The organism is Acidovorax sp. YS12, assembly GCA_021496925.1.
GTDB lineage: Bacteria > Pseudomonadota > Gammaproteobacteria > Burkholderiales > Burkholderiaceae_C > Paenacidovorax.
The window spans coordinates 3,189,864-3,213,780 of sequence record CP053915.1; the positions used below are offsets into that span (position 1 = coordinate 3,189,864).

Annotated in this window: 18 protein-coding genes; 10 read left to right on the forward strand and 8 right to left on the reverse strand. The window is 70.0% G+C overall.

All coding sequences use genetic code 11. The features are described 5' to 3' along the window. Positions 1 to 91 precede the first annotated feature (91 nt). Positions 92 to 2,398 (forward strand): copper-translocating P-type ATPase, encoded by a 2,307-nt coding sequence (locus tag YS110_14385; GenBank protein ID UJB65856.1) that lies wholly within the window; start codon positions 92 to 94, stop codon positions 2,396 to 2,398. A gap of 158 nt (positions 2,399 to 2,556) precedes the next feature. Beyond that, positions 2,557 to 4,158, forward strand: coding sequence for a HAMP domain-containing protein (locus tag YS110_14390; GenBank protein ID UJB65857.1), 1,602 nt, complete (start codon positions 2,557 to 2,559; stop codon positions 4,156 to 4,158). A 247-nt stretch (positions 4,159 to 4,405) separates the two neighbouring features. On the opposite strand, the gene YS110_14395 is transcribed toward YS110_14390, so the two are convergent. The 3 genes from YS110_14395 to YS110_14405 form a co-directional block, all read right to left on the reverse strand. Then, on the reverse strand, positions 4,406 to 7,480 hold the full coding sequence (locus tag YS110_14395) for an efflux RND transporter permease subunit (protein ID UJB65858.1): 3,075 nt from the start codon (positions 7,478 to 7,480) through the stop codon (positions 4,406 to 4,408). Next, the gene (locus YS110_14400) at positions 7,477 to 8,658 is read right to left on the reverse strand and encodes an efflux RND transporter periplasmic adaptor subunit (GenBank protein ID UJB65859.1); all 1,182 of its coding nucleotides are present in this window, start codon (positions 8,656 to 8,658) and stop codon (positions 7,477 to 7,479) included. The genes YS110_14395 and YS110_14400 overlap by 4 nt, the downstream gene beginning before the upstream one ends. A 61-nt stretch (positions 8,659 to 8,719) precedes the next feature. Further along, entirely contained in the window at positions 8,720 to 9,979 is a 1,260-nt protein-coding gene (locus YS110_14405) for a TolC family protein (protein UJB65860.1), read from the reverse strand. Positions 9,980 to 10,037: 58 nt separating this feature from the next. Between YS110_14405 and YS110_14410 the strand changes: the two genes are divergently transcribed. From YS110_14410 to YS110_14425, 4 genes are all read left to right on the forward strand, one after another. Beyond that, positions 10,038 to 10,739: a response regulator transcription factor gene (locus YS110_14410; protein UJB65861.1), complete on the forward strand. Its 702-nt coding sequence runs from the start codon at positions 10,038 to 10,040 to the stop codon at positions 10,737 to 10,739. Continuing rightward, the gene (locus YS110_14415; GenBank protein UJB65862.1) at positions 10,736 to 12,148 is read left to right on the forward strand and encodes a sensor histidine kinase N-terminal domain-containing protein; all 1,413 of its coding nucleotides are present in this window, start codon (positions 10,736 to 10,738) and stop codon (positions 12,146 to 12,148) included. The genes YS110_14410 and YS110_14415 overlap by 4 nt, the downstream gene beginning before the upstream one ends. Positions 12,149 to 12,258: 110 nt before the next feature. Further along, a complete protein-coding gene (locus YS110_14420; protein ID UJB65863.1) occupies positions 12,259 to 13,665 on the forward strand; it encodes an AAA family ATPase in 1,407 nt (468 codons plus the stop codon). Positions 13,666 to 13,668: 3 nt separating this feature from the next. Beyond that, positions 13,669 to 14,343, forward strand: coding sequence for a DUF4276 family protein (locus YS110_14425; GenBank protein ID UJB65864.1), 675 nt, complete (start codon positions 13,669 to 13,671; stop codon positions 14,341 to 14,343). 59 nt (positions 14,344 to 14,402) lie between these two features. On the opposite strand, the gene YS110_14430 is transcribed toward YS110_14425, so the two are convergent. From YS110_14430 to YS110_14440, 3 genes are all read right to left on the reverse strand, one after another. After that, the gene (locus YS110_14430; protein UJB65865.1) at positions 14,403 to 15,509 is read right to left on the reverse strand and encodes an alkene reductase; all 1,107 of its coding nucleotides are present in this window, start codon (positions 15,507 to 15,509) and stop codon (positions 14,403 to 14,405) included. Between the two features lie 142 nt (positions 15,510 to 15,651). Continuing rightward, positions 15,652 to 16,260: a glutathione transferase GstA gene (gene gstA / locus YS110_14435; protein ID UJB65866.1), complete on the reverse strand. Its 609-nt coding sequence runs from the start codon at positions 16,258 to 16,260 to the stop codon at positions 15,652 to 15,654. Positions 16,261 to 16,303: 43 nt separating this feature from the next. Further along, a complete protein-coding gene (locus tag YS110_14440; protein ID UJB65867.1) occupies positions 16,304 to 16,612 on the reverse strand; it encodes a YkgJ family cysteine cluster protein in 309 nt (102 codons plus the stop codon). Positions 16,613 to 16,695: 83 nt separating this feature from the next. Between YS110_14440 and YS110_14445 the strand changes: the two genes are divergently transcribed. Then, positions 16,696 to 17,778 (forward strand): IS630 family transposase, encoded by a 1,083-nt coding sequence (locus YS110_14445; GenBank protein ID UJB65868.1) that lies wholly within the window; start codon positions 16,696 to 16,698, stop codon positions 17,776 to 17,778. On the opposite strand, the gene YS110_14450 is transcribed toward YS110_14445, so the two are convergent. Further along, a complete protein-coding gene (locus YS110_14450; protein UJB65869.1) occupies positions 17,775 to 18,353 on the reverse strand; it encodes an NAD(P)H-dependent oxidoreductase in 579 nt (192 codons plus the stop codon). The genes YS110_14445 and YS110_14450 overlap by 4 nt on opposite strands. 86 nt (positions 18,354 to 18,439) lie before the next feature. Next, the gene (locus tag YS110_14455) at positions 18,440 to 20,437 is read right to left on the reverse strand and encodes a methyl-accepting chemotaxis protein (protein ID UJB65870.1); all 1,998 of its coding nucleotides are present in this window, start codon (positions 20,435 to 20,437) and stop codon (positions 18,440 to 18,442) included. Between the two features lie 212 nt (positions 20,438 to 20,649). On the opposite strand from YS110_14455, the gene mnmG reads away from it, so the two are divergent. From mnmG to YS110_14470, 3 genes are read left to right on the forward strand one after another with little or no spacing between them, the layout of a single operon-like run. Next, positions 20,650 to 22,602, forward strand: coding sequence for a tRNA uridine-5-carboxymethylaminomethyl(34) synthesis enzyme MnmG (mnmG, locus tag YS110_14460; GenBank protein ID UJB65871.1), 1,953 nt, complete (start codon positions 20,650 to 20,652; stop codon positions 22,600 to 22,602). Beyond that, positions 22,599 to 23,258, forward strand: a complete 660-nt coding sequence (gene rsmG, locus YS110_14465; protein UJB65872.1) for a 16S rRNA (guanine(527)-N(7))-methyltransferase RsmG — start codon at positions 22,599 to 22,601, stop codon at positions 23,256 to 23,258. The genes mnmG and rsmG overlap by 4 nt, the downstream gene beginning before the upstream one ends. Positions 23,259 to 23,300: 42 nt before the next feature. Continuing rightward, the gene (locus YS110_14470) at positions 23,301 to 23,915 is read left to right on the forward strand and encodes a LysE family translocator (protein ID UJB65873.1); all 615 of its coding nucleotides are present in this window, start codon (positions 23,301 to 23,303) and stop codon (positions 23,913 to 23,915) included. Positions 23,916 to 23,917: the final 2 nt, after the last annotated feature.

Here is a 23,917-nt window from a genome sequence, read left to right on the forward strand (position 1 = left end):
TCAAGCGGATTTGCAAGCCGGGTGGGGTTGACCTTGCCAGCATGGCAAGGTTTAAGCTGGGCGCCATTGTGAAAAACGCAGAGGTTTCGCCATGACGACGACGGCTGAGAACACCCCCGCCACGCTGGATTTCGGCGTGGGCGGCATGACCTGCGCGAGCTGCGTGGCCCGTGTGGAGCGCGCGCTGCGCAAGGTGCCCGGCGTGCAGGACGCGGCGGTGAACCTGGCCACCGAGTCGGTGCACGTGACCTACGACGCCGCCCGCCCGGACATGGACGCGCTGGCCCGGCGCGCCGTGCGCAACGCGGGCTACGAGCCGCGCGCGCTGGCCGCGCAGGAGGCCGAGGCCGACGCCGCCGGCCCCTGGGCCGGCTTCGCGCCCGTGGCCATGGGCCTGCTGCTGTCGGCGCCGCTGGTGCTGCCCATGCTGGGCGACCTGTTCGGCCAGCACTGGATGCTGCCGCCCTGGGCGCAATTCCTGCTGGCCACGCCGGTGCAGTTCATCCTGGGCGCGCGCTTCTACAAGGCGGGCTGGCACGCGGCCAAGGCGCTCACGGGCAACATGGACCTGCTGGTGGCGCTGGGCACCAGCGCGGGCTACGGCCTGTCGCTGTGGCTGTGGGCCACGGCGCACGCGGGGCATGTGCCGCACCTGTATTTCGAGGCCTCGGCCGTGGTCATCACGCTGGTGCTGCTGGGCAAGTGGCTGGAGGCGCGCGCCAAGCGCCAGACCACGGCGGCCATCCGCGCGCTGCACGCGCTGCGCCCCGAGGTGGCGCACCTGCTGGGGCGCGACGGCGAGGTGGACGTGCCGGTGTCCGAAGTCATGGCCGGCGACCGCCTGGTGGTGCGCCCGGGCGAGCGCATTCCCGTCGATGGCGTGGTGCTGGAAGGGCACACGCAGGTGGACGAATCCATGCTCACGGGCGAGCCGCTGCCCGTGGCGAAGGAGCCCGACGCGCAGATGACGGGCGGCGCGATCAACGGCGACGGCCGCATCGTGATGCAGGTGCAGGCCGTGGGCGCCGAGACGGTGCTGGCGCGCATCATCCGCCTGGTGGAAGACGCGCAGGCCGCCAAGGCGCCGATCCAGCGCATGGTGGACAAGGTGTCCGCCGTGTTCGTGCCCGCCGTGCTGGCCATCGCGTTGCTCACGCTGCTGGGCTGGCTGTGGGCCGGTGTGGGGCTGGAGACGGCGCTGATCCGCGCCGTGGCGGTGCTGGTGATCGCCTGCCCCTGCGCGCTGGGCCTGGCCACGCCGGCCGCCATCATGGCCGGCACGGGCGTGGCGGCGCGCCACGGCATTCTCATCAAGGACGCGCAGGCGCTGGAGACGGCGCACCGCGTGGACACCGTGGCCTTCGACAAGACCGGCACGCTGACCGTGGGGCGGCCGCGCCTGACGGCGTTCCAGGCCGTGCCGGGCCAGGACGAAGCGGTGCTGCTCGCCGCCGTGGCCAGCGTGCAAAGCGGCAGCGAACACCCGCTGGCGCGCGCCGTGGTGGCGGCTGCCCGCGAGCGCGGCCTGGCGCTGGCCGCGCCCGAGGGCGTGCGCGCCGTGCCGGGCCGGGGCACCGAGGGCGAGGCGGGCGCGCGCAGCGTCCTGGTCGGCAGCCTGCGCTGGATGGAGGAACTGGGCGTGGACCTGGGGCCGCTGCAGGCGCAGGCCGCGCAGTGGCAGCGCGAGGGCGCCACCGTCTCGGCCCTGGCCGAGCGCGTGGCGGAGGGACCGAGCGGCGCACGGCCGCCCGAAGCCGCGAGCGCCCCCTCGGGGGGCAGCGAGGACACGGGAGTGCCGAGCGTGGGGGCGCGCTATGTTCTACGGGCGCTGCTGGCGTTCGGGGACGAGCCCAAGCCCGGCGCGCGCGAGGCGCTGGCGCTGCTGCGTGCGCGCGGCGTGCGCTGCGTCATGGTGTCGGGCGACAACCGGGGCGCCGCCGAGGCCATGGCGCGCCGCCTGGGCCTGCAGCCCGAGGCCGGGGAGGTCATGGCCGAGGTGCTGCCGGGCGACAAGGCGGTGGCGGTGCGCCGGCTGCAGCAGCAGGGCGGCGGCGCGCACACCGTCGCCATGGTGGGCGATGGCGTGAACGACGCCCCGGCCCTGGCCGCCGCCGACGTGGGCCTGGCCATGGGCAACGGCACCGACGTGGCCATGCACGCTGCGGGCATCACGCTGATGCGCGGCGACCCGCGCCTGGTGGCGGCGGCGCTCGACATCTCGCACCGCACCGTGGCCAAGATCCGCCAGAACCTGTTCTGGGCCTTCGCCTACAACGTGGCGGGCATTCCGCTGGCGGCGCTGGGCTACCTGAACCCGATGGTGGCGGGCGCGGCCATGGCGCTGAGCTCGGTCAGCGTGATGACCAACGCCCTGCTGCTGAAGCGGTGGCGCTTGTGAACACGCTCTGAGCACGTTCTGGAGGCCTTCCCCAAGAAAAGCCCGTGAATAGGAGGCAAACGGCGAGCCCGAGGTGTTTGTCTGGCAAACTGCAACGCTTTGTTGCAGTAGTGGGCGTGCAGGACCTCATGCCGCCTGCGGTTTTGGAGAGAAAGACCATGGATGTTTTTGCACTCATGCGGTATTTCACCATCCGTCTGCGGATGCTGGGCGCCATCGTCGTCGTGATGGTTCTGCTGGGCCTGCTGGGCGGCGCGGGCATGTTCGGGATGCTGCGCATCCACGGCATGAGCGAGGATTTCATGACGCAGGGCTTCACCAAGACCGTGGCCCTGGGCGAGCTGCGCGGCGCCGTCGGCGCCATCCGCCAGTACGAGAAGGACATGGTCATCGCCTACGACCGGCCCGACGCCGCCCGGCAGGCCCACACCCAGTGGCTGGCCAGCCTGGAGCAGGCCAAGAAGGTGGCCGGGCGCTTCCTGGAAGGGCCGCAGGGCGCGGACGGCACCATCGCGCGCGCCTTCGTCGGCCACCTCGACCGCTATGGCACGCAGTTCGCGCCCGTGGCGCAGCTGCTGCAGTCGGGCGGCTACGAATCGGCGGCAGTGGCCAACCGCATGAGCACCGAGGCGGGGGCCGAATTCACCGCCACCGGCCAGCGCCTGGAAGAACTCGACACGCACCTGCGCCAGGAGGTGCAGCGCACCGTGCAGCGCCAGCGCGATACCGCTGACCAGACCAAATGGCTGTTCGTGCTGGCGGTGGTCGTCACGGTGCTGGTGGTGGTGCCGCTGACGCTGCTGAACATGGTGTCGATCTGCCGTCCGCTGGAGCGCGCGCGCCAGATGGCGCAGGCCATTGCCGGAGGCGACCTGTCGCAGCGCATCGAGGTCGTCGGCCGCGACGAGGTGGCCGACCTGCAGCGCGCCCTGGTGCACATGGAGCAGAGCCTGGGTGCCATCGTCTCGCAGGTGCGCGACGCCAGCAGCAGCATCGCCACGGCCAGCGCCGAGATCGCCACGGGCAACCAGGACCTGTCGGCGCGCACCGAGCAGACCGCCAGCCATGCGCAGGAGGCCGTGGCCTCGCTGGCGCAGCTGACCTCGACGGTGCAGCAGACGGCCTCGTCGTCGCAGATGGCCAACCAGCTCGCCGCGTCGGCCTCGGGCGAGGCCACGCGCGGCGGCACGGTGGTGCAGCAGGCCGTGGGCAGCATGCACGAGATCTCGGCCTCCAGCCGCAAGATCGGCGACATCATCGGCCTGATCGACTCGATTGCCTTCCAGACCAACATCCTGGCGCTGAATGCCGCCGTCGAGGCGGCGCGCGCCGGCGAGCAGGGCCGGGGCTTTGCCGTGGTGGCGGGCGAGGTGCGCTCGCTGGCGCAGCGCAGCGCGCAGGCGGCGAGCGAGATCAAGGGCCTGATCGGCAACAGCGTGACGGCCGTGAACGGCGGCGTGCGCCAGGTCGAGGACGCGGGCGGGCTGATGAAGGAGATCGTGGCCAGCGTGCAGCGCGTGGGCGACATCATCGGCGAGATCAGCGCCGCCGCCAGCGAGCAGACCGAGGGCATCGGCCATGTGAACCAGTCGGTGGGCGAGATCGACCGCATGACGCAGCAGAACGCCGCGCTGGTCGAGCAGTCCGCCGCGGCGGCCGATTCGCTGCGCGACCAGGCGGCGCGGCTGTCGCAGCTGGTGGCGCAGTTCCGGCTCGACGACCGCGCCGGGCACGGCGGCGTGCCGCGCCTGGCGGGGTGAGCGGCGCTGGCAGCGGTATCAGTTTTCCATGGCGCTGCGCGCCACCCGCAGCCTATGAAACCGGCGCGGCCCATGCGCGGGCCACCGCGCAAGGGCCGCCCCGCCGCGCTGGTGGCGTCCCCCTGCCCGCATGGCGCAGCCATGCGAGAGCGGGGGGAAGGCGCGAAGCGCCTCAGGGGGGTGTTGTTTCATCTCAGAAACATAGCTGCCAGCGCTTGCTGCACAAGGGCTGGAGCCCGAAAAGATATCAAACGCCGTTCTTGGCGGAACGCTCTCCGAACCAGGCCACGTACAGGGCTGGCAGCACCACCAGCGTGAGCAGCGTGGCCGTGACCAGCCCGCCGATCACCACGATGGCCAGGGGCCGCTGCGTCTCGGCGCCGATCTCGTGCGAGAGCGCCATGGGCAGCAGGCCCAGCATGGCGAGCAGCGCGGTCATGAGCACGGTGCGCAGGCGCTGCATGGAGCCCTGGCGCACGGCCTCGGCCACGCTGAGGCCGTCGGCCTGCAGTTGCTGGTAGACCGAGAGCATCACCACGCCGTTGAGCACGGCCTGGCCCGACAGCGCGATGAAGCCGATGGCCGCCGACACCGACAGCGGTATGCCCAGCAGCCACAGCGCGATGAAGCCGCCGATGAGCGCCAGCGGCACGTTCACCAGGATCAGCGAGGCGGTCTTGAACGATTTGAAGGCGTCGAACAGCAGCACGAATATCAGCAGCAGCGAGATGGGCACGACGACCGAGAGGCGCTTCATCGCGCGTTCCTGGTTCTCGAACTCGCCTGACCAGTTGAGCTGGTAGGTGTCCGGGATTTGCACGTTCTGTGCCACGCGCGCCTTCATGTCCGCCACCACCGAGCCCATGTCGCGCCCGGCGATGAAGATGCCGATGGCCGTGGTGCGGCGCCCGGCTTCGCGCGCGATGTTCATGGCGCCCGTGCCCTCGCGGATGTTGGCCACGGCCGAGAGCGGCACGTAGCCGCCGTCGGGCGTGGCGATGGGCGTGCGCGGCAGGTTGGCGATCACGCGCTCGTCCTTGGGCAGGCGCACGGCCACGGCGAACTTGCGCTCGCCCTCCCACAGGCTGGTGGCGGCCTTGCCGGCCAGGGCGGCCTCGATCACGTCCTGCACGTCGCCCACGTTCAGGCCGTAGCGCGCGGCGCGGTCGCGGTCGATGTTGATGAGCAGCTGCGGCACCTGGCCGTCGCGGTCGATCTCGGCGCGCGCCACGCCCTGCACCTGCTTGACCTCGCGCGCTATGGCGTCGGTGATGCGCTTCATCTCCGCCAGGTCGTCGCCCGCGAGCTTGATGACGATCTGGCCCTTGATCTGCGAGATGGATTCGAGCACGTTGTCGCGGATGGGCTGCGAGAACGCAGGGTCGATGCCGGGAATGGCCGTGAGCACGCGGTTCATCTCGTCGGTGATCTTTTCGCGCGTCATGCCAGGGCGCCATTGGTCCTCGGGTTTCACGTCCACGAAGATCTCGGCCATGGAGATGGTCTTGGGGTCGGTGCCGTCCTCGGGCTGGCCGGCCTTGGAGACCGTGGTGTTGACCTCGGGCACCGTGAGCAGCGCCTTGCGCGCCATGCGCAGGATGCGCGTGGCCTCCTCGCTCGACACCGTGGGCGAGAGCGCGAAGTTGACCCAGGTCGTGCCTTCGTTGAGCTCGGGCAGGAACTCCGAGCCCAGGCGCGAGGCGACCACGCCCGTGACGCCGAAGGCCGCGAGCGCGATCACGGCCACCGTGCGCCGGTGCGCCAGCGCCCAGTCGAGCACGGGGGCGTAGAGGCTCTTGGCCGTGCGCACCACGCGGTTGTCGCCGTGGGGCAAGCGGCGCTTGAGCATCCAGTAGGCCAGCAGCGGCACCAGCGTGAGCGAGAAGACCAGCGAGCCCACGAGCGCCATGGTCACCGACAGCGCCATGGGCTGGAAAATGCGCCCTTCGTGCCGCTGCAGCGCGAAGATGGGGATGTGCGCCGCGATGATGATGAGCATCGAGAACAGCGTGGGGCGGCCGACCTCGTTGGCGGCCTCGATGATGGTCTCGCGCCGGTCGCGCTCGTCCATGTCCTCGCCGCGCTCGGCCAGGCGGTGCATGATGTTCTCGACCACGATCACCGCGCCGTCCACGATGATGCCGAAGTCCATGGCGCCCAGGCTCAGCAGGTTGGCCGGCACGCCCATCACCTTCAGGCCCATGAAGGTGGCCAGCAGCGACAGCGGGATCACGACCACCACGGCCAGGCTCGCGCGCAGGTTCGACAGGAAGAGGTAGAGCACCAGCGAGACCAGCAGCGCGCCTTCCACGAGGTTGCGGAACACCGTGGTCAGCGTCTTGTCCATGAGCCAGGTGCGGTCGTAGAACGGCACGATCTGCACGCCCGGCGGCAGGCCGCGCGCGTTCAGCTCGGCGATTCTTGCCTTCACGCCCTTGAGCACCTCGCTCGGGTTCTCGCCTTTCCTCATGATGACGATGCCGGTGACCACGTCGTCGTCCAGGTCCTGGCCCACCACGCCCAGGCGCGGCACGGCACCGGTCTTGACCTCGGCGACGTCGCGGATCAGGATGGGCGTGCCGCCGTGCGCGGCCACGACGATGCGGCCGATGTCGTCGGCCGACTGCAGCAGGCCGATGCCGCGGATGGTGTACTGCTGCGCCCCCTGGGCCACGTAGCTGCCGCCCGCGTTGGCGTTGCCGCGCCCGAGCGCGTCGAGCAGGTTCTGGAACGTGACCTTGTAGGCGCGCAGCTTGTCCAGGTCGGGCTGCACCTCGTACTGCTTGATGGCACCGCCCATGGCCACCACGTCGGCCACGCCGGGCACCTGGCGCAGCGCGCGCTCCACGGTCCAGTCCTCGATGGTGCGGATGTCGGTGGTGGAGAGGCCGTCGCCCTTGAGGCGGTAGCGCATGATCTCGCCCACGGGCGTGGCGTTGGGCGCGATTTCGGCCTGCACGCCGGGCGGCAGGTCCACGCTGGAGAGGCGCTCGGCCACCTGCTGACGCACGATGTTGACGTTGGCCGCGTCGTCGTAGGTGACCACGCTGAACGACAGGCCGAACTGCGTGTGCGAGAACACGCGGATGGAGTTGGGCAGGCCCGCCAGCGCCACCTCGATGGGCAGCGTGACCTGCTTCTCGACCTCCTCGGGCGCGCGGCCGGGGTAGAGCGCGATCACCGTGACCTGGGTGTCGGTCACGTCGGGGAAGGCCTCCACCGACAGGCTCTTGAACGCGAAGAAGCCCGCGCCCGCGAACAGCAGCGTGCCCAGGATGATGAACAGCGGCTGGTACAGGGCGTACTGGATCAGGCGCTTCATTGCGGTGCGTCCTTCTTCGCCGGGGCGTCTTCCGCGAGCATCTGGAACTGCCGCGCCAGCAGCAGCACGTTCTGCGTGACGACCTTGTCGCCTGCCGACAGGCCCGTGGCGACGATGGCGTCGCGCGGGCCCTCATGGCCGAGCGTGACGGTGCGTGGCTCGAACACGCCCGCCTCGCGCTGCACGTAGACGGTGTGCGTGGCGCCCGTGAGCGTCACGGCCTCGGCGGGCACGACGACGCCGCCGCTGCGGCTCTCGTTCACGCGCGCGGTGGCCAGCATCTCGGCCTTGAGGCGGCGGTCGGCATTGGGCACGAGGCCGCGCACCTTGAGCGTGCGCGTCGTAGGGTCGATCGCATCGGCCGTGGCCGTCACGCGGCCCGTGAAGGTCTCGCCGGGGTAGGAGGGCACCTGCAGCGTGAAGCTGTCGCCGGGGCGCAGCGAGTCCAGGTCGCCCTCGCGCGCGTCGATCTGTACCCACAGCGAGCGCGGGTCGGTCACCACGAACAGCGCCGGTCCGCCCTGGTCGGGGCGCAGCTCCTGGCCGGGGTTGAGGTTGCGCTCCACCACCACGCCGTCGATGCCGCTGCGCAGCGCGAGCTGCTGGCTCACGCCGGCGCCGCCGCCATACAGCTGCGTGCGCGCCAGCGCGCGGGCCGATTCGGCGTGGGCGCGCGCGGCGTCGGCCTCGGCCTGTTCCAGCTCCTTGCGCGCCACGATCCCGGCGGCGAACAGCTCGCGCTGGCGCGCCAGCGCCTGCTGGGCGAGCACCTGGTCGGCGTGGGCCTTGGCGGTGTCGGCCTGGGCTTGGCCGAAATCGGGCGAGGCCAGCAGCGCCAGCGTGGCACCGGCCTGCACGCGCTGGCCCAGGTCGGCGCGGATGGCGGCCACGCGCCCGGCGAAGGCCGGGACAATGCGCTGCGTGCGCTCCTCGTTCCACACCAGGCGCGCGGGCAGGTCCACGCGCAGCGCGCTGGCCGGGCGGGCCTCGGTCACGGCCAGCAGCGCCAGTTGCGGGTGGCCGCTGGCGTAGTGCAGCTGCCCGGCCTGCAGCACCGGGGGCGCGGGCTCGGGTTCGGCCGGGGGCGGGCTGGCCTGTTGGCAGCCGGGCAGGGCCAGCGCGGCGCACAGCGCCAGGGCGATGCAGGCGCCGGGGAGAAGGAGGGTTGGTTTGCTCATGTTTTTATAGCTGCTTGCGCTTGATGGTTAAGCGCTGGAGGCTGTTTTTGCTATGAATGGATCAGGGCGGGCTGGACGCCGCAGGCTGGGTGCGCAGCCGCCACAGGCCCTCGGCCTTGGCGTAGTCGGCCCGGGCGCCGATGGCTTCGAGCAGGGTGGCGCGCAGCGTGCGGCGGGCGTCGAGCAGGTCGGTCAGGCCGATGGCGCCCTTGGCGTAGGCCAGCTCGGCGCTCTGCGCCACCTGGCGCGCGCGCGGCACGATGCCGCCCTCGTACCCGTCGGCGCGCTGGGCCGCGCTGGCCAGGGCGGCCTGCAGCGCCTGCAGGTCGAGCAGCGCGGCGCGGCGCGTCTGCGCCAGGGCCTCCTGGGCCTGGTCGCGCTGCGCCTGGGCGCGCTGCACCTCGCCCTCGAAGCGGTAGCCCCACTGCAGCGGGAACTGCGCGCGCAGCTCCAGCAGCCGGGTCGATGTGCCGGGAAAGTGGTCGTACGAGGCACCCACCGTGACGTCGGCCTTGCGCAGGGCCAGCGCGCCCTCCAGCGCCGCCTGGGCGGCCTGCACGCGCGCCTGGGCGGCGCGCACGTCGGGGCGCTGCCCGGCCAGGGCCTCCAGGTCGGTGGCGGGCGCGGGCGGGCCGCTGCGCGCGGGCCAGTCCTCGGGCGTGGCCTCGATGTCGGGCCCGCGCGCGATGCGCTGCGCCAGCGCCAGCGCGGCCTGGGCGCGCGCCAGTTCGGCGGCCTGCGTGTCGGCGCGCGCGCGCTCGGCCTCGATGCGCGTGCGCGCGCCGTCCTGCGCCGACAGGTCGCCCGCGCGCACGCGCTGCGCGGCGCTGTGGTCGAGGGCCACCAGGCCGTCCTCGATGGCGCGCGTCTCGCGCAGGCGCTCCTGCGCCGCCAGCAGCTCGTAGTAGGCGGCCAGCGTGGCCTGCAGCTGCTGCACCTGGGTGTCCGCCACATCGTCCTGCGCGGCCTGGGCGGCAGCCTGCGCCGCCTGGGTGCGCAGGCCGCGCTTGTTGCCGCGCTCCCAGGTCCAGTCGATGCCGATGGACTTGTCGATGCGCTTGCGCGTGAGCGCGTTGCCGCCGCCCACGCCGTTCTGCAGGTCGATGGACGCGGCCTTGGCGCTGAGCACGGGGGCGGGCGCGTGGTCGGCGGCGAGCACGTCGGCGCGCGCGGCGCTCAGGGCGTGGCGCGCCAGCGCCACGTCGCTGTTGGCCTGGGCGGCGGCCAGGGCCTGGGCCAGGGTGAGCGGCTGCGCCGCATGGCCCCCGCCGGGCAGGGCGGCGGCCAGGGCGCTGATCAGAAACAACTGTCGTATCCTCATGGGCCGCGTTTATCGCGCCCCGTGCCTGACCAGCGCCTGACCTCCTGAACACGCTCCCATGCGAATCCTGCTCGTTGAAGACGATGCCGTGCTGCGCGCCGTGGTGCGGCGCAGCCTGGCCGACGCCGGCCACCGCGTGGACGTGGCCGCCAGCGTGGCCGAGGCGCGCCACTTCTGGAACGTGCAGCCCTACGACGCCGTGCTGCTCGACCTGAACCTGCCACAGGACGCAGGCCAGGGCAGCGCCCCGGCCAGCGGCCTGACGCTGCTGCGCGCCGCGCGGGCGCGCGGCGACCGCACGCCGGTGCTGGTGCTGACGGCGCGCGGCCGCACGCAGGAGCGCATCGACGGGCTCGACGCCGGGGCCGACGACTACCTGGGCAAGCCGTTCGAACTGGCCGAGGTGGAGGCGCGCCTGCGCGCGCTGGCGCGGCGCAGCCAGGGCGCGCAGGACGTGACGCTGCTCGGCGCGCTGGCGCTGGACCGGCGTGCGCGCCGCTTCACGCTGCACGGCGCGGCGCTGGAGCTGCCGGCGCGCGAGTTCGAGGTGCTGTGGGAGCTTATGACGCCGCCCGGCCGCGTGGTGAGCAAGCGCGCGCTGTCGGACAAGCTGTCGGACTTCGCCGAGGCGTTGGGCGACAACGCGCTGGAGGCCTTCATCTCGCGCCTGCGCAAGAAGCTGGCGGGCAGCGGCGCGGGCATCCGCACGCTGCGCGGCCTGGGCTACATGGCCGAGGCGCAGCCGCAGGCCGGGCCATGAGCGGCGCCGCGCTGCCCTCGCTGCGCGCGCGGCTGGCGCGCCACGTGCTGGTGCCGCTGGCGCTGGTGTGGCTGGCGGGCACCATGGCGTCGGTGGGCGTGGCGAACCTGTTCACGCAGCGCGCCTTCGACCGCTCGCTGCTCGACGACGCCTACGCCATTGCCGCCAACGTGCGCCAGGGCGGCCAGGGGCTGGAGCTGGCGCTGAGCCCGCGCGAGGTCAAGGCGCTGCTGTTCGACCACGTGGACACGGTGTATTTCGCCGTGCTGCGCGGCGACGGCTCGCTGCTGGCGGGCAACGCCCACCTGGCCGCCGAGACCTTGCAAGACGGCGAGCCGTACCGCTTTTCCGACATCCATTTCCGCGGCCAGGCGCTGCGCGTGGTGCGCGTGCGGCCCGCGCAGGCGGCGTTCGAGGTCGTCACCGCGCAGACCGTGCACAGCCGCAACGCCATGCTGCGCAGCGCGCTGCTGTATTCGCTGGTGCCGCAGCTGCTGCTGCTCGGGGTGCTGGCCTGGTGGCTGCGCCGCGCCATCGCGCGCGATTTGCAGCCGCTGGCCGCCTTCCAGCAGGCGCTGGAGCAGCGCGACGCGCGCGACCTCGCGCCCCTGCCGGTGCAGGCCGGCACGCGCGACCTGCAGCGCCTGGGCCAGGCGGTGAACGCGCTGCTGGGGCGCGTGGGCGAAGGCGTGCGCGCGCTGCACGAGTTCGCGGGCAACGTGGCGCACGAGCTGCGCACGCCGCTGGCAGGCATCCGCGCGCAGGCCAGCTACGGCCTGGCGCAGCACGACAGCGCCGTGTGGCGCGAACAGCTCGCGGGCATCGTGCGCAGCGAGGCGCGTGCCAGCCACCTGGTGGACCAGTTGCTGGCGCTGGCGCTGGCCGATGAGGCGCGCGGCGCCATGCCGCTGCAGGCGGTGGCACTGGACGCGCTGGTGCAGGAGACGGTGCTGCGTTTCCTGCCGCGCGCCGACGCCGCCGGGGTGGACCTGGGCGCCCAGGGGCTGGAGCAGCCGGTGGTAGTGCAGGGGCTGCCGCTGCTGATCGAGGGGGTGCTGAGCAACCTGATCGACAACGCCCTGCGCTATGGCCAGCCGCCCGGCGGCGAGACGCCGCGCGTGACGGTGGCGCTGGCACGCGCGGGCGAGGGTGGGGCGGGGAGCGGGGAGGGCGAGGTGCTGCTGTCGGTGATCGACAACGGCCCGGGCATTGCCGCGCCGCAGTGCCAGGCGCTGCGCCAGCGCTGGGTGCAGGGCCGCGAGGGTGAGCGCCTGGGCGAGGGCGCCGGGCTGGGCCTGGGCATCGTGGCGCGCTACGCCGAGCTGCTGGGCGCGCGGCTGGAATTGCTTCCGGCGCCGGAGGGCCGGGGCTTGCGCGTGCAGTTGGTGTTTCCGGTTGGTTGCACTTGATTCGATAGCTGCCAGCGCTTGCTGGCAATGGGTTACCGGCATTTTTCAATGCATGGGTTGGCGCTCTATGGGTGGGCGACAATCTGTGTTCTACGACAAGGAAGCCTTGTATGCTGACCCGCCTGGAAATCAACGGATTCAAGACCTTTGAGTGTCTCGATATCAGCTTCAGCCCCTTCACCGTCATTCTGGGCAGCAACGCGGCAGGCAAGAGCAATCTGTTCGATGCCATCAAGCTGCTGTCCCACCTGGCGACGAGGGATGTCAATGAAGCCTTGAAGGAGATGCGCGGCGAGCCGCTGGAACTGTTTCGCCAGACTTCCGGCCAGGGCCGTGCGACGCAAATTTGCCTGGCGGCCGAGGTGCTCGTCGATCCGCTGGTGCGCGACCCGTGGGGCAGTGAAGTCAAGCTGACGCACACGCGCATGCGCTACGAGGTGACGCTGGAGCGGCGGCAGCTCAAAAACGGGCTGGAGCGTGTGCAGGTCGCCGAGGAGGCGGTCTATCCCATCAGAAGCATGGAAGATGCCTGGGTGAGGGCGCACAAACCCACCAAGCCATTCCGGCAGGCGTATCTCAAATACAGCCGTTCCAAGCCCTGGCTGACGACGGAAAAACTCTCGGAAGGCTTGTCGTTCAACATTCACCAGGACGGAAAGCCAGGTCGTAATCGCCCGGCCAGCGCGGCGGAAGCGACGGTGCTCTACAGCGTGACGAATGCCGAATTTCCGCACCTGTTCGCCCTGCGTGAGGAAATGCGCCATTGGCGCCTGCTGCAGCTTGATCCGGCATTGCTGCGCAAACCTGTGTCGGCAACGGCTTCCGATGTGCTCGATGCGGATGGGGCCAATCTGGCGGCCGTGCTGGCCCGGCTCAAGGCGGAGACGGCGACGGCCGAGCGTCCCAATGGTGTGTTGAGCGACATCGCCGGTGAACTGGGCAGCCTGATTCCCGGGGTTGTCCAGCTTGATGCGGCATTGCATGACGCCAGCCGCGAATACCGCATCGAACTGACCATGCGCGATGGTCTGCCCTACACGTCGCGCGTGATTTCCGATGGCACCCTGCGCGTGCTGGCGTTGTTGACGTTGCTCAATGATCCGCAGCACCGCGGGCTGATCTGCTTCGAGGAGCCCGAGAACGGTGTGCATCCAGGGAGGGTGCAGCAACTCGTGCGCCGGTTGAACGACATGGTTGCCAAGCCTGCAACGTATGCTGCGGAAGACGGCTTGGTTCCGCCGCTGTGTCAATTGCTGCTCAACAGCCATTCACCCGTGGTGCTGTCTGCTTTGCAAAAGCCGGATGAGGATGGCAAACCTCTGAATGCCGAGATTCTGTTCGCTGACACGGCCACCGTGAGCGATCCCCTGCGCAAGGAGTTGCGGCGCAAGACCCGGCTGCGCCCCGTGGTTCGCCCGAACACGCCCCAGGCGTCCTTGTTCGAGAACATCCCCCAAGGCCATGTGTCTCCGCTGGAGGTGAACAACGTCCTGGGCACCGTGAGCGCGGAGGGTTAGGCCATGCGCTACCTGGGACTGGCCCTGTACGCCGAGGGCCGTACCGATGACCGCTTTCTTGGCCCCATCCTGAGGCGGTTGTGCGGGGAGGTGTGCGCTGCATCGCCGCACCTTGTGGAGTTCAACGACGAAATCCTGATGCTGCCGGATGTGGCCGCGTTGAGGCAGGCCCGCAGGGACGAGCGCATCCTTGGGGCGGCCCTCCAGGCCAAGGGCGCGTGGTCGATCCTGTTCGTGCATGCCGACGCCGATGGCGATGCCGCCAAGGCCCGTAGCGAACGCGCGCAGCCGGGGCTGGACAAACTGCGTGAGGCGTTCGACCAGGCCTGCCAGGGTGTTGCAGTCATTCCCGTGCAGACCATTGAGGCATGGGCGCTGTGCGACGGCGATGCACTGCGGAAAGTGTTCGGCACCACGCTCACTGACCAAGCCCTGGGCTTGCCTCCGTCCGCCAGGGCTGTGGAAAGGCTGGCAGACCCCAAACAGTGCCTGGAAACCGCCTTCAAGGCCAGCCAGGCCGGTGGGCGCCGCAGACGGCAACACAGTGTGAACGAGCGGATGGGTGCCCTGGGTGAGCAAGTGGCGCTGCCCCGCCTGCGCCAACTGGCTGCTTTCCAAAACTTAGAAGCCGAATTGAAGCAGGCATTGCGCGCCCTGCGCGTGCTTGAAGATGTGTAATTGCTCCTGATTCAGGAGCTGCCAGCGCTTGTCTGGAAAGCGCTGGAGCCCAAATACACTCAAAGCGTGGGGTAGTCGGTATAGCCTTCGGCGCCGCCGCCGTAGAAGGTCTCGCGCTGCCAGGCGTTCAGCGGCGCGCCCTGGCGCAGGCGCTCCACCAGGTCGGGGTTGGAGATGAAGTCGCGGCCGAAGGCCACCATGTCGGCGTGGCCGCTGGCGATGGCCTGCAGCGCCATGTCGCGCGTGTAGCCGTTGTTGGCGATCCAGGCGCCGCGCCCGCCGGCGTCGCGGTAGGCGGCCTTGAAGGCGGCGTAGTCGAACGGGCGGCCCTCGACCTCGCGCGGCCCGCCGGTGGCGCCTTCGATGACGTGGATGAACGCCAGGCCCAGCGGCGCGAGCTGGCGCGCCACGTACTCGAACAGCGGCTGCGGCTGGCTGTCGCGGATGTCGTTGGCCGGGGTGACGGGCGACAGGCGCAGGCCGGTCTTGCCCGCGCCGATGGCGTCGGCCACGGCGCTGACCACCTGTACCAGCAGGCGCGCGCGGTTTTCCACACTGCCGCCCCAGGCGTCGGTGCGCTGGTTGGCGCCGTCCTTGAGGAACTGGTCGAGCAGGTAGCCGTTGGCGCCGTGGATTTCCACGCCGTCGAAGCCGGCCTGCACGGCGTTGCGCGCGGCGTTGGCGTAGGCCTGGACGATGCCGGGCAGTTCCTCGGCATCCAGCGCGCGCGGTGCCGAGGTGGGGAAGAAGCCGCCCTGGCCGGTGGCGGCGTCAATCAGGTAGGTCTTGGATTGCGCGGTGACGGCCGAGGGTGCCACGGGCGCTTCGCCGCCAGGCTGCAGGCTGGTGTGCGAGACGCGCCCCACGTGCCACAACTGCGCCACGATTTTGCCGCCGCGCGCGTGCACCGCCTGGGTCACGCGCTTCCAGCCTTCGAGCTGCTCGGGCAGGTACAGGCCGGGCACGTCGGCGTAGCCCTGGCCTTGCTGGCTGATGGGCGTGCCTTCGGAGACGATGAGCCCGGCGCCGGCGCGCTGGGCGTAGTAGGTGGCGGTGAGTTCGCCGGGCACGTTGCGCGGCGAGCGGTTGCGCGTCAGGGGCGCCATGGCGATGCGGTTGGACAGGTGCAGGTCGCCGGCTTGGATCGGATCGAAAAGGGTGCTCATGGAATCGGCCTACGCGGAGGCGGTAGTGGTGACTGTGCCTGGGAGGGTACCGCCTTGGCGCGCAACGCGCAGCCGGTCTGCGTCAACAAGGGGACTCGTGGCGTGCCTCCCCTGCGCAGCAGGCGGGGAGGCACGGGGGCCCTTACTTGAGCAGGCCCTCGGCCTTCATTGCGGCCTGGACGGCCGGGCGGGCCGCCACGCGCTCGCGGTAGGCCGTGAGGTGCTTGAGGCCGGAGATGTCCACGTCGACATGGCCGCACCAGTTGCTGACGGTGAACAGGTAGGCATCGGCCACGGTGAACTGCTCGCCCATCAGGTAGGGCTTGTGCGCCAGTTCGCCATCCACCCACTGCAGGCGGCCCAGCAGGCGCTCGCGCACCAGGGGCTTGTAGTCTTCGGGCGTGCCGGGGGTGAACAGCGGGCCGAAGCCCTTGTGCAGCTCGGTGCCGATGAAGGTCAGCCATTCCTGCAGCCGGTAGCGTGCCAGCGTGCCGTTGGCCGGGGCCAGGTTCTTGTGCGGCGCCTGGTCGGCCAGGTACTGCACGATGGCCGGGCCTTCGCGCAGGCGGGCGCCGTCGTCCAGCTCCAGCACGGGCACGTAGCCCAGCGGGTTGATGGTGTAGAAGTCCGTGCCGTCCTGCAGCTTGTGGCTCTTGGTGCTGGCCAGCACCGGGGTGTAGGCCAGGCCGGCCTCGTGCAGAACGATGTGGGGCGACAGCGAGCAGGCGCCGGGGGAGTAGTACAGCTTCATGCGAGATCCTTCCTTTCGGTGGTGTGGATGGCTGGCCGCCATGCTATGCCATGTGTGGCGGCCTGTCCGCCGCGGGGCTTTCGCTTTCAGGCGGAGCGCGCGGGGCGGTGGCCTGTTCCATCCAGGTAAGCCACTGCATGGCCTGGATGCGGCTGGTGCCGCACATGGCCTCGCTCGGCTGCAGCGAGGCGCAGACGGCAGGGCGCCCGGGGTGGCCGAAGATGCGGCAGCGCGCGCCGGGCCCGAGCTGCACGCAGGGCACGCCGGCGGGCTTGCCCTGGGGCATGCCGGGAATCGGTGAGGAGATGGACGGTGCGGTGCAGCAGGCACCGCAGCCCGGGCGGCATTCCACCTAGTGTCGTGAGTTAGAAGTTCGTTGAACTAATCGAAGATGGCCGAATCGATCGTGTACCGTATGCACACGACGAGGCGGCCATGCGAGGAAGACCCAAGGCAGAACTGGTGCTGAGCGAAACCGAGCGCGAGCAGCTCACAGCGCTGACGCTGCGGCGCAAGACCGCGCAGGCGCTGGCGTTGCGCGCTCGCATTGTTCTGGCCTGCGCCGAAGGCGTGGACAACCAGGTGGTTGCAAGCCGCCAGCGCGTGACGCAGCAGACGGTTTCGAAGTGGCGCGCCCGATTCGTCGAGCATCGGCTGGACGGACTGCTGGACGCCCCTCGGCCTGGCGCACCGCGAACGATTGACGACGCGCGGGTCGACGCCGTAATCGCCAAGACGCTGGAGAGCGTTCCCGATGCGGCGACGCATTGGAGCACCCGCACCATGGCGCGCGAAACCGGCATGTCGCAAACGGCGGTGTCTCGCATCTGGCGCGCATTCGGACTCCAGCCTCATCGCCAAGAGACCTTCAAGCTCTCCAGCGATCCCCTGTTTGTGGAGAAGGTGCGCGACATCGTCGGGTTGTATCTGGACCCGCCGCTCATGGCCATGGTCCTGTGCGTGGACGAGAAGAGTCAAATTCAGGCACTCGATCGCACGCAGCCCCTGCTGCCCCTGGCCCCGGGCATCCCCGAGCGGCGTACCCACGACTACGAGCGCCACGGCACGACCACGCTCTTCGCGGCGTTGGATGCCACCGGGTCCGTCATCGGGGACTTGCATCGCCGCCATCGAAGCGCGGAGTTCCTGCAGTTCCTGCGCACCATCGAGGCCAACGTGCCGGCGGTGCTGGACATCCACCTCGTGATGGACAACTACGGAACACACAAGACTCCTGCCATCAGAAGCTGGCTTGCCCGGCATGCGCGCTTTCACGTGCACTTCACCCCGACCTCTGCGTCCTGGCTGAACCAGGTCGAGCGCTGGTTCTCCACCCTGACGCAAAAGTACATCCGCCGCGGCACTCATCGCTCCACACGACAACTCGAACAGGCGATCAGGCACTACATCAAGAACAACAATGACCACCCGAAGCCGTTCGTGTGGTCCAAGACCGCCGACGACATCCTCGCGAGCGTCGAGAGATTTTGTTTGCGAACTTCTAACTCACGACACTAGCCGTGCAGGCGCTGCGCGGCCCAGAGCACCTGCGTGACCACGGCGCGCACGCCCTCCTGGTCGTGCGCGTGGCGCAAGGCACCTTGCGCATCGAAGGCCTCGGCTGCGGCGCCGAGGGCGTAGGACTGTGGGGCCAGCCAGCACTGCGCATTGAGCAGCAGCGGGGCCAGGTGGCTTTGCGCGCGCAGGCCGCCGAGGCGGCCGTTGGATGCGCTGAGCATGCCCACGACCTTGCCTGCCAGGGGACGGTCGCCCTGGCCCCAGACGGGGTGGCCGCTGACCGGGCTGGATGCCCAGTCGATGGTGTTCTTCAGCAGGGCGGTGTAGCTGCCGTTGTATTCCGGCGAGCAGACGATCCAGGCCGGGTGCGCGTCCATCACCTCCTTGAGGCGCAGCACGTCGGCTGGCGTGCCGCGCGCCTCCAGGTCGGCGTTGTACAGCGGGATATCGAAGTCCGACAGTTCCAGCAGCGTGACGTCGGCCCCGGCCTCGCTGCCCATGCGGGCGGCCGCGGCGGCCAGGCGGCGGTTGAACGATTGGTGGCGGGTGCTGCCCGCGAAGGCGAGGAGTTTCATGGAGCCGATTGAACCACGCCCGGCATGCAGGATGCGTGCGTGGTTTCACGTGAAACAATCCGGGGCGGCGCGGCGTGCCGCCCGCCTTACCCGTGCCCGATGGCGGCCTGCTGGCGCTCCAGCTGGAACACCGCCACGGTGCCGACCAGCGCGTCGGCCTGCTGGCGCAGGCTGTGGGCGGCGGCGGACATTTCCTCGACCAGCGCGGCGTTCTGCTGCGTCGCCTGGTCCATCTGGGTCACGGCCTCGCCCACCTGCGCCACGCCCGCGCTTTGCTCGCGGCTGGCGGCGCTGATCTCGGCCACGATGGTGCTCACGCGCTGGATGGCATCGACCACGCGCTGCATGGTCTCGCCGGCCTCATGGACCTGGCTGCTGCCGGTCTCCACGCGCCCCACGCTGTCGCTGATGAGGGCCTTGATCTCGCGCGCCGCTTCGGCGCTGCGGCCCGCCAGGCTGCGCACCTCGCCGGCCACCACGGCGAAGCCCCGGCCCTGCTCGCCGGCGCGCGCGGCCTCGACGGCGGCATTCAGGGCCAGGATGTTGGTCTGGAAGGCGATGCCGTCGATCACGCCAATGATGTCGGCGATCTTGCGGCTGCTGTCGTTGATGCCTTGCATGGTGTGGATGACGCGGGCCACGGCCTCGCCGCCCTGGGTGGCAACGTCGGAGGCCTGGCGCGCCAGCGCGCTGGCGTTGTGGGCGTGGTCGGCGTTCTGGCGCACCGTGGAGCCGAGCTGTTCCATGGAGGCGGCGGTCTCTTCGAGGGCGCTGGCCTGCGATTCGGTGCGGCCGGACAGGTCGTGGTTGCCCTGCGATATCTGGGCGCTGGCCGTGGCCACGGTTTCCGCGCCTTCGCGCACGCGGGCGACGACGGAGGCCAGGCTGTCCTGCATGGTCTTGAGCTGGAACATGAGGCTGCGGCGGTCGCCCGCGCGCAGGGCGATGGTGCGGCTCAGGTCACCTTGGGCCACGCGCTCGGCCAGGGCTGCGGCTTCGCTGGGCTCGCCGCCAATGGGCCGCAGCACCAGCCGGTCCACGGCGAAGGCCAGGACGATGGAGACGAGCGCGATGCTGAGCAGGCCCAGCGCGGCGGAAGTCCATTGCAGGCGGCGCACCTGGGCGAGGATTTCGCCGGTGGGCACGGTGGCCGCGAAGGACCAGGGTGTGGCGATGCCGTCGAGCTGCAGCGGCACCTGGATGCGCGTGGCATCGGCGTTGGCGAGGGTGTCGTGGAAGGCCGTTTCCAGGCGCTGGCCGCTGCGGACGGCTTCGCGCATGGACTGGAGCTGCTCGTCGGAGAAACCGTCGCCAGCCGCCACCGGCTTGCCGATCCGGGCAGGGTCCTTGGCGGCCACGTAGATGGCCTGGTTGGAGAGCAGGCTGGCGTAGCCGCTTTGGTAGATGCGGATGGCCTGCACCATCTCCTGGATGCCGTCGAGCGTGATGTCCACGCCCGCGACGCCAACGAAGCGGCCGTCGATCTCGATCGGAACCGACAAGGTGGTGATCAGCACGTTCTTGCCCCCGATCTGGTAGGGGTAGGGCTCCACCAGGACATTGCCACCCGTGGACTTGGGCATCTGGTAGTAGTCGCCCGGGCCGGGCTTGTCGTAGTCGGTCAGGGGTTCCACGGTGGCGCTGCCATTGGCTCCGCCGCGGTTCCAGTAGGGCACGTAGCGGCCCGTGGCGTCGTGGCCGATGGCGCTGGCGAAGTCGGTATCGCGGCCGTCGAAGGCGTTCGGCTCCCAGCCCGTCCACACACCGATGAAGCGGGGGTTCTTTTCCAGCACGGTGCGCAGGATGGTGTTGGCGGTCTGGCGGTCGGCGTGGCCCGATGCCTTGAGCGCCACCATGGTGGCGGCCAGCGTGCGCGCGGCTTCCAGCCCTTGCTGCAGCGGGACCGCCGCATCACGGCCGCTGTGGGCCGCCAACTCGCCGGCGTACTGCAGGGCGGCTTCGCGCTGCATCTGGCCGGCCTGCCAGGTCAGAATGGACAGGGTCAGCGCAAAGCCTGCCAGGATGATGCAGGCCACCACCGTCAGCATCTGGGTGCGCAGCGAGAGTTGGCGAAAGAACGACATAGACATTTCCTCCTTGGGGTGCGGCTTTTTTGGGGCAGGAACTCCGCCAGCGGTGCGGCGGACGCCTTGTTCATTGTGGGGTCTTTTAGGGCTTGATCTGGCGCAAGCACGACAGGGCGAGGAAAAAAGTCCGGGCCAGGTTTCACGTGAAACACCGGAAGGCCAAAGGTGGGAAAATTGCGGGTTTCCCTGCGCCACCGGAGCCTTGTCCCATGCTGTATCCCCAGGAATTCGATTGTCTAGTCGTCGGTGGCGGCCACGCCGGCACCGAGGCGGCGCTGGCGGCCGCGCGCATGGGCTGCAAGACGCTGCTGCTGACCCACAACATCGAGACGCTGGGGCAGATGAGCTGCAACCCCAGCATCGGCGGTATCGGCAAGGGCCATCTGGTCAAGGAGGTGGACGCCCTGGGCGGCGCCATGGCCCTGGCCACGGACGAGGGCGGCATCCAGTTCCGCACGCTCAACAGCAGCAAGGGCCCGGCGGTGCGTGCCACGCGTGCGCAGGCCGACCGCGTGCTGTACAAGGCCGCGATTCGCCGCGTGCTGGAGAACCAGTCCAACCTGTGGCTGTTCCAGCAGGCCGTGGATGACCTAGTGGTGGAGGGTGACCGGGTGGTGGGCGCGGTCACGCAGGTGGGTATCACCTTCCGCAGCCGTACCGTGGTGCTGACGGCGGGCACCTTCCTTGACGGCAAGATCCATGTGGGCCTGAACAACTACGCGGCCGGCCGGGCGGGGGATCCACCGGCCGTCTCGCTGAGCGCGCGCCTCAAGGAGCTGAAGTTGCCGCAGGGCCGCCTCAAGACCGGCACCCCGCCGCGCATCGACGGGCGCAGCATCGACTTCTCGCAGTGCGAGGAACAGCCCGGCGATGGCATGCCCGGCGGCGTGAACGAGGGCGTGCTGCCCGTGTTCAGCTTCATGGGCAGCGTGGCCATGCACCCGCGCCAGGTGCCGTGCTGGATCACGCACACCAATGAGCGCACGCACGAGATCATCCGCAGCGGCTTCGACCGCAGCCCCATGTTCACGGGCAAGATCGAGGGCGTGGGCCCACGCTACTGCCCCAGCGTGGAGGACAAGATCAACCGCTTCGCCGACAAGGAAAGCCACCAGATCTTCCTGGAGCCCGAGGGGCTGAGCACGCACGAGTTCTACCCGAACGGCATTTCCACCAGCCTGCCGTTCGACATCCAGTACGCGCTGGTGCGTTCCATGCGCGGGCTGGAGAACGCCCACATCCTGCGTCCCGGCTACGCCATCGAGTACGACTACTTCGACCCGCGCTCGCTCAAGAACAGCTTCGAGACGCGGCAGATCCAGGGCCTGTTCTTCGCCGGGCAGATCAACGGCACCACGGGCTACGAGGAGGCCGCCGCGCAGGGGTTGTTCGCAGGCTTGAATGCCGCGCTGCAATGCCGCGGCGAGGCGCCCTGGCTGCCCGGGCGCGATGAAGCCTACCTGGGTGTGCTGGTCGATGACCTGGTCACCAAGGGGGTGACCGAGCCCTACCGCATGTTCACCAGCCGGGCCGAGTTCCGCCTGCAGCTGCGCGAGGACAACGCCGACATGCGCCTGACCGAAGCAGGGCGCCACATGGGGCTGGTGCCGGATGCGCGCTGGGATGCCTTCTGCCGCAAGCGTGACGCTGTTTCACGTGAAACCGAGCGGCTCAAGTCCACCTGGGTGAACCCGCGCATCCTCGCGGCGCAGGAATCCGAGCGCGTGCTGGGCAAAGCCATCGAGCACGAATACAACCTGTTCGACCTGCTGCGCCGCCCTGGCATCGGCTACGAGGCGCTCATGTCGCTGGACGGCGGCAAGTACGCGAGCGGCGATGTTTCACGTGAAACGCTGGGCGATCTGGGCGCGCCGGTGATCGAACAGGTGGAGATCGCCGCCAAATATGCGGGCTACATCGACCGGCAGAAGGACGAAGTGCAGCGCGCCGCCCACTTCGAGCGGCTGCGTCTGCCCGACGACCTGGACTACATGCAGGTGGCCGCCTTGTCGATCGAGGTGCGCCAGAAGCTGCAAAAGCACCGGCCCGAAACCCTGGGCCAGGCCTCGCGCATCTCGGGCGTTACTCCGGCGGCCATCTCGCTGCTGCTGGTGCATTTGAAGAAGGGCGGCTTCAAGGGCTTTGCCATGGAGGCTGCATGATAGAGGCCGCGCTGCGCCAAGGCGCCCAGGCCCTGGGGCTGGCGCTGAACGAGGGGCAGATGGCCCAACTGCTGGACTTCCTGGCCTTGCTGCAGAAATGGAACAAGGTCTACAACCTGACGGCGGTGCGCGATCCGCAGGAGATGCTGACCCACCACCTGCTCGACAGCCTGGCGGCCGTGGCGCCGCTGCGCCGCCACCTTGCCACGCAACTGGCAGGGCAGGGCGCCCGGCTGCTCGACGTGGGCTCCGGTGGCGGACTGCCCGGCGTGGTCTTCGCCATCTGCTGTCCCGAAGTCGATGTCAGCTGCGTGGACACGGTGGCCAAGAAGGCCGCCTTCATCCAGCAGGCCGCGGCGGCGCTCAAGCTACCCAACCTGCACGGCATCCACGCGCGCGTGGAAACGCTGGCGGGCCCGTTTGACGTGGTGAGCTGCCGTGCCTTTGCCGCGCTGGCCGACTTCACCGCCTGGTCGCGCCAGGCACTCGCGCCGCATGCTGTCTGGCTTGCCATGAAGGGCCGGCATCCGCACGACGAAATCGCCGCGCTGCCCGCCGGTGTGCAAGTGTTCCACGTGGAACCGCTTGCTGTGCCGGGGCTGGATGCCGAGCGCTGCATCGTCTGGATGCGGCCTGCCGCCGGGGCCGTGGCGTAAACTCGCCTGTCGCTCCCCGCGACGCTCGAAGGGTTCCCCATCATGTTCGGCATTGCTGACTACGGCGCGTTCGTCGCCGCGATCATCCTGTTCCTGGCCATCCCCGGTCCTGGCAACCTGGCCCTTATCACCTCCACCGGCAAGGGCGGGGTGCGCGCGGGCCTGGCAGCCGGGCTGGGCGTGATCGCGGCCGACCAGGTGCTGATGTGGGCCGCGGTGGCGGGCGTGGCGGCGCTGCTGGCCGCCTATCCGGCGGCCTTCCATGCCGTGCAGTGGCTGGGCGCGGCCTACCTGGCGTGGCTGGGCTTGCGGATGCTCACGGCCAAGCCCGGCAGCGCTCCGGTGCTGCGCATGGAGCCGCGCCACTACTTCCGGCAGGGGGCTGTCATCACGTTGCTCAACCCCAAGGCCATCGTGTTCTACATGGCGTTCTTCCCGCTGTTCGTCGATCCGGCGCGGCACCAGGGGCTGCTGACGTTCGGGGTGATGGCCGTGACCATCGCCGTGCTGACCTTCCTCTACAGCCTGACCGTGGTGCTGCTCACGCACCACCTGGCCGAGCGCATGCGCGCCAATCCCGCCATCGCGCGCGTGCTGGAAAAGACCGCGGGCGTGTTTCTCATCGGCTTCGGCGTCAAGCTGGCCATTTCCAGGTAAGT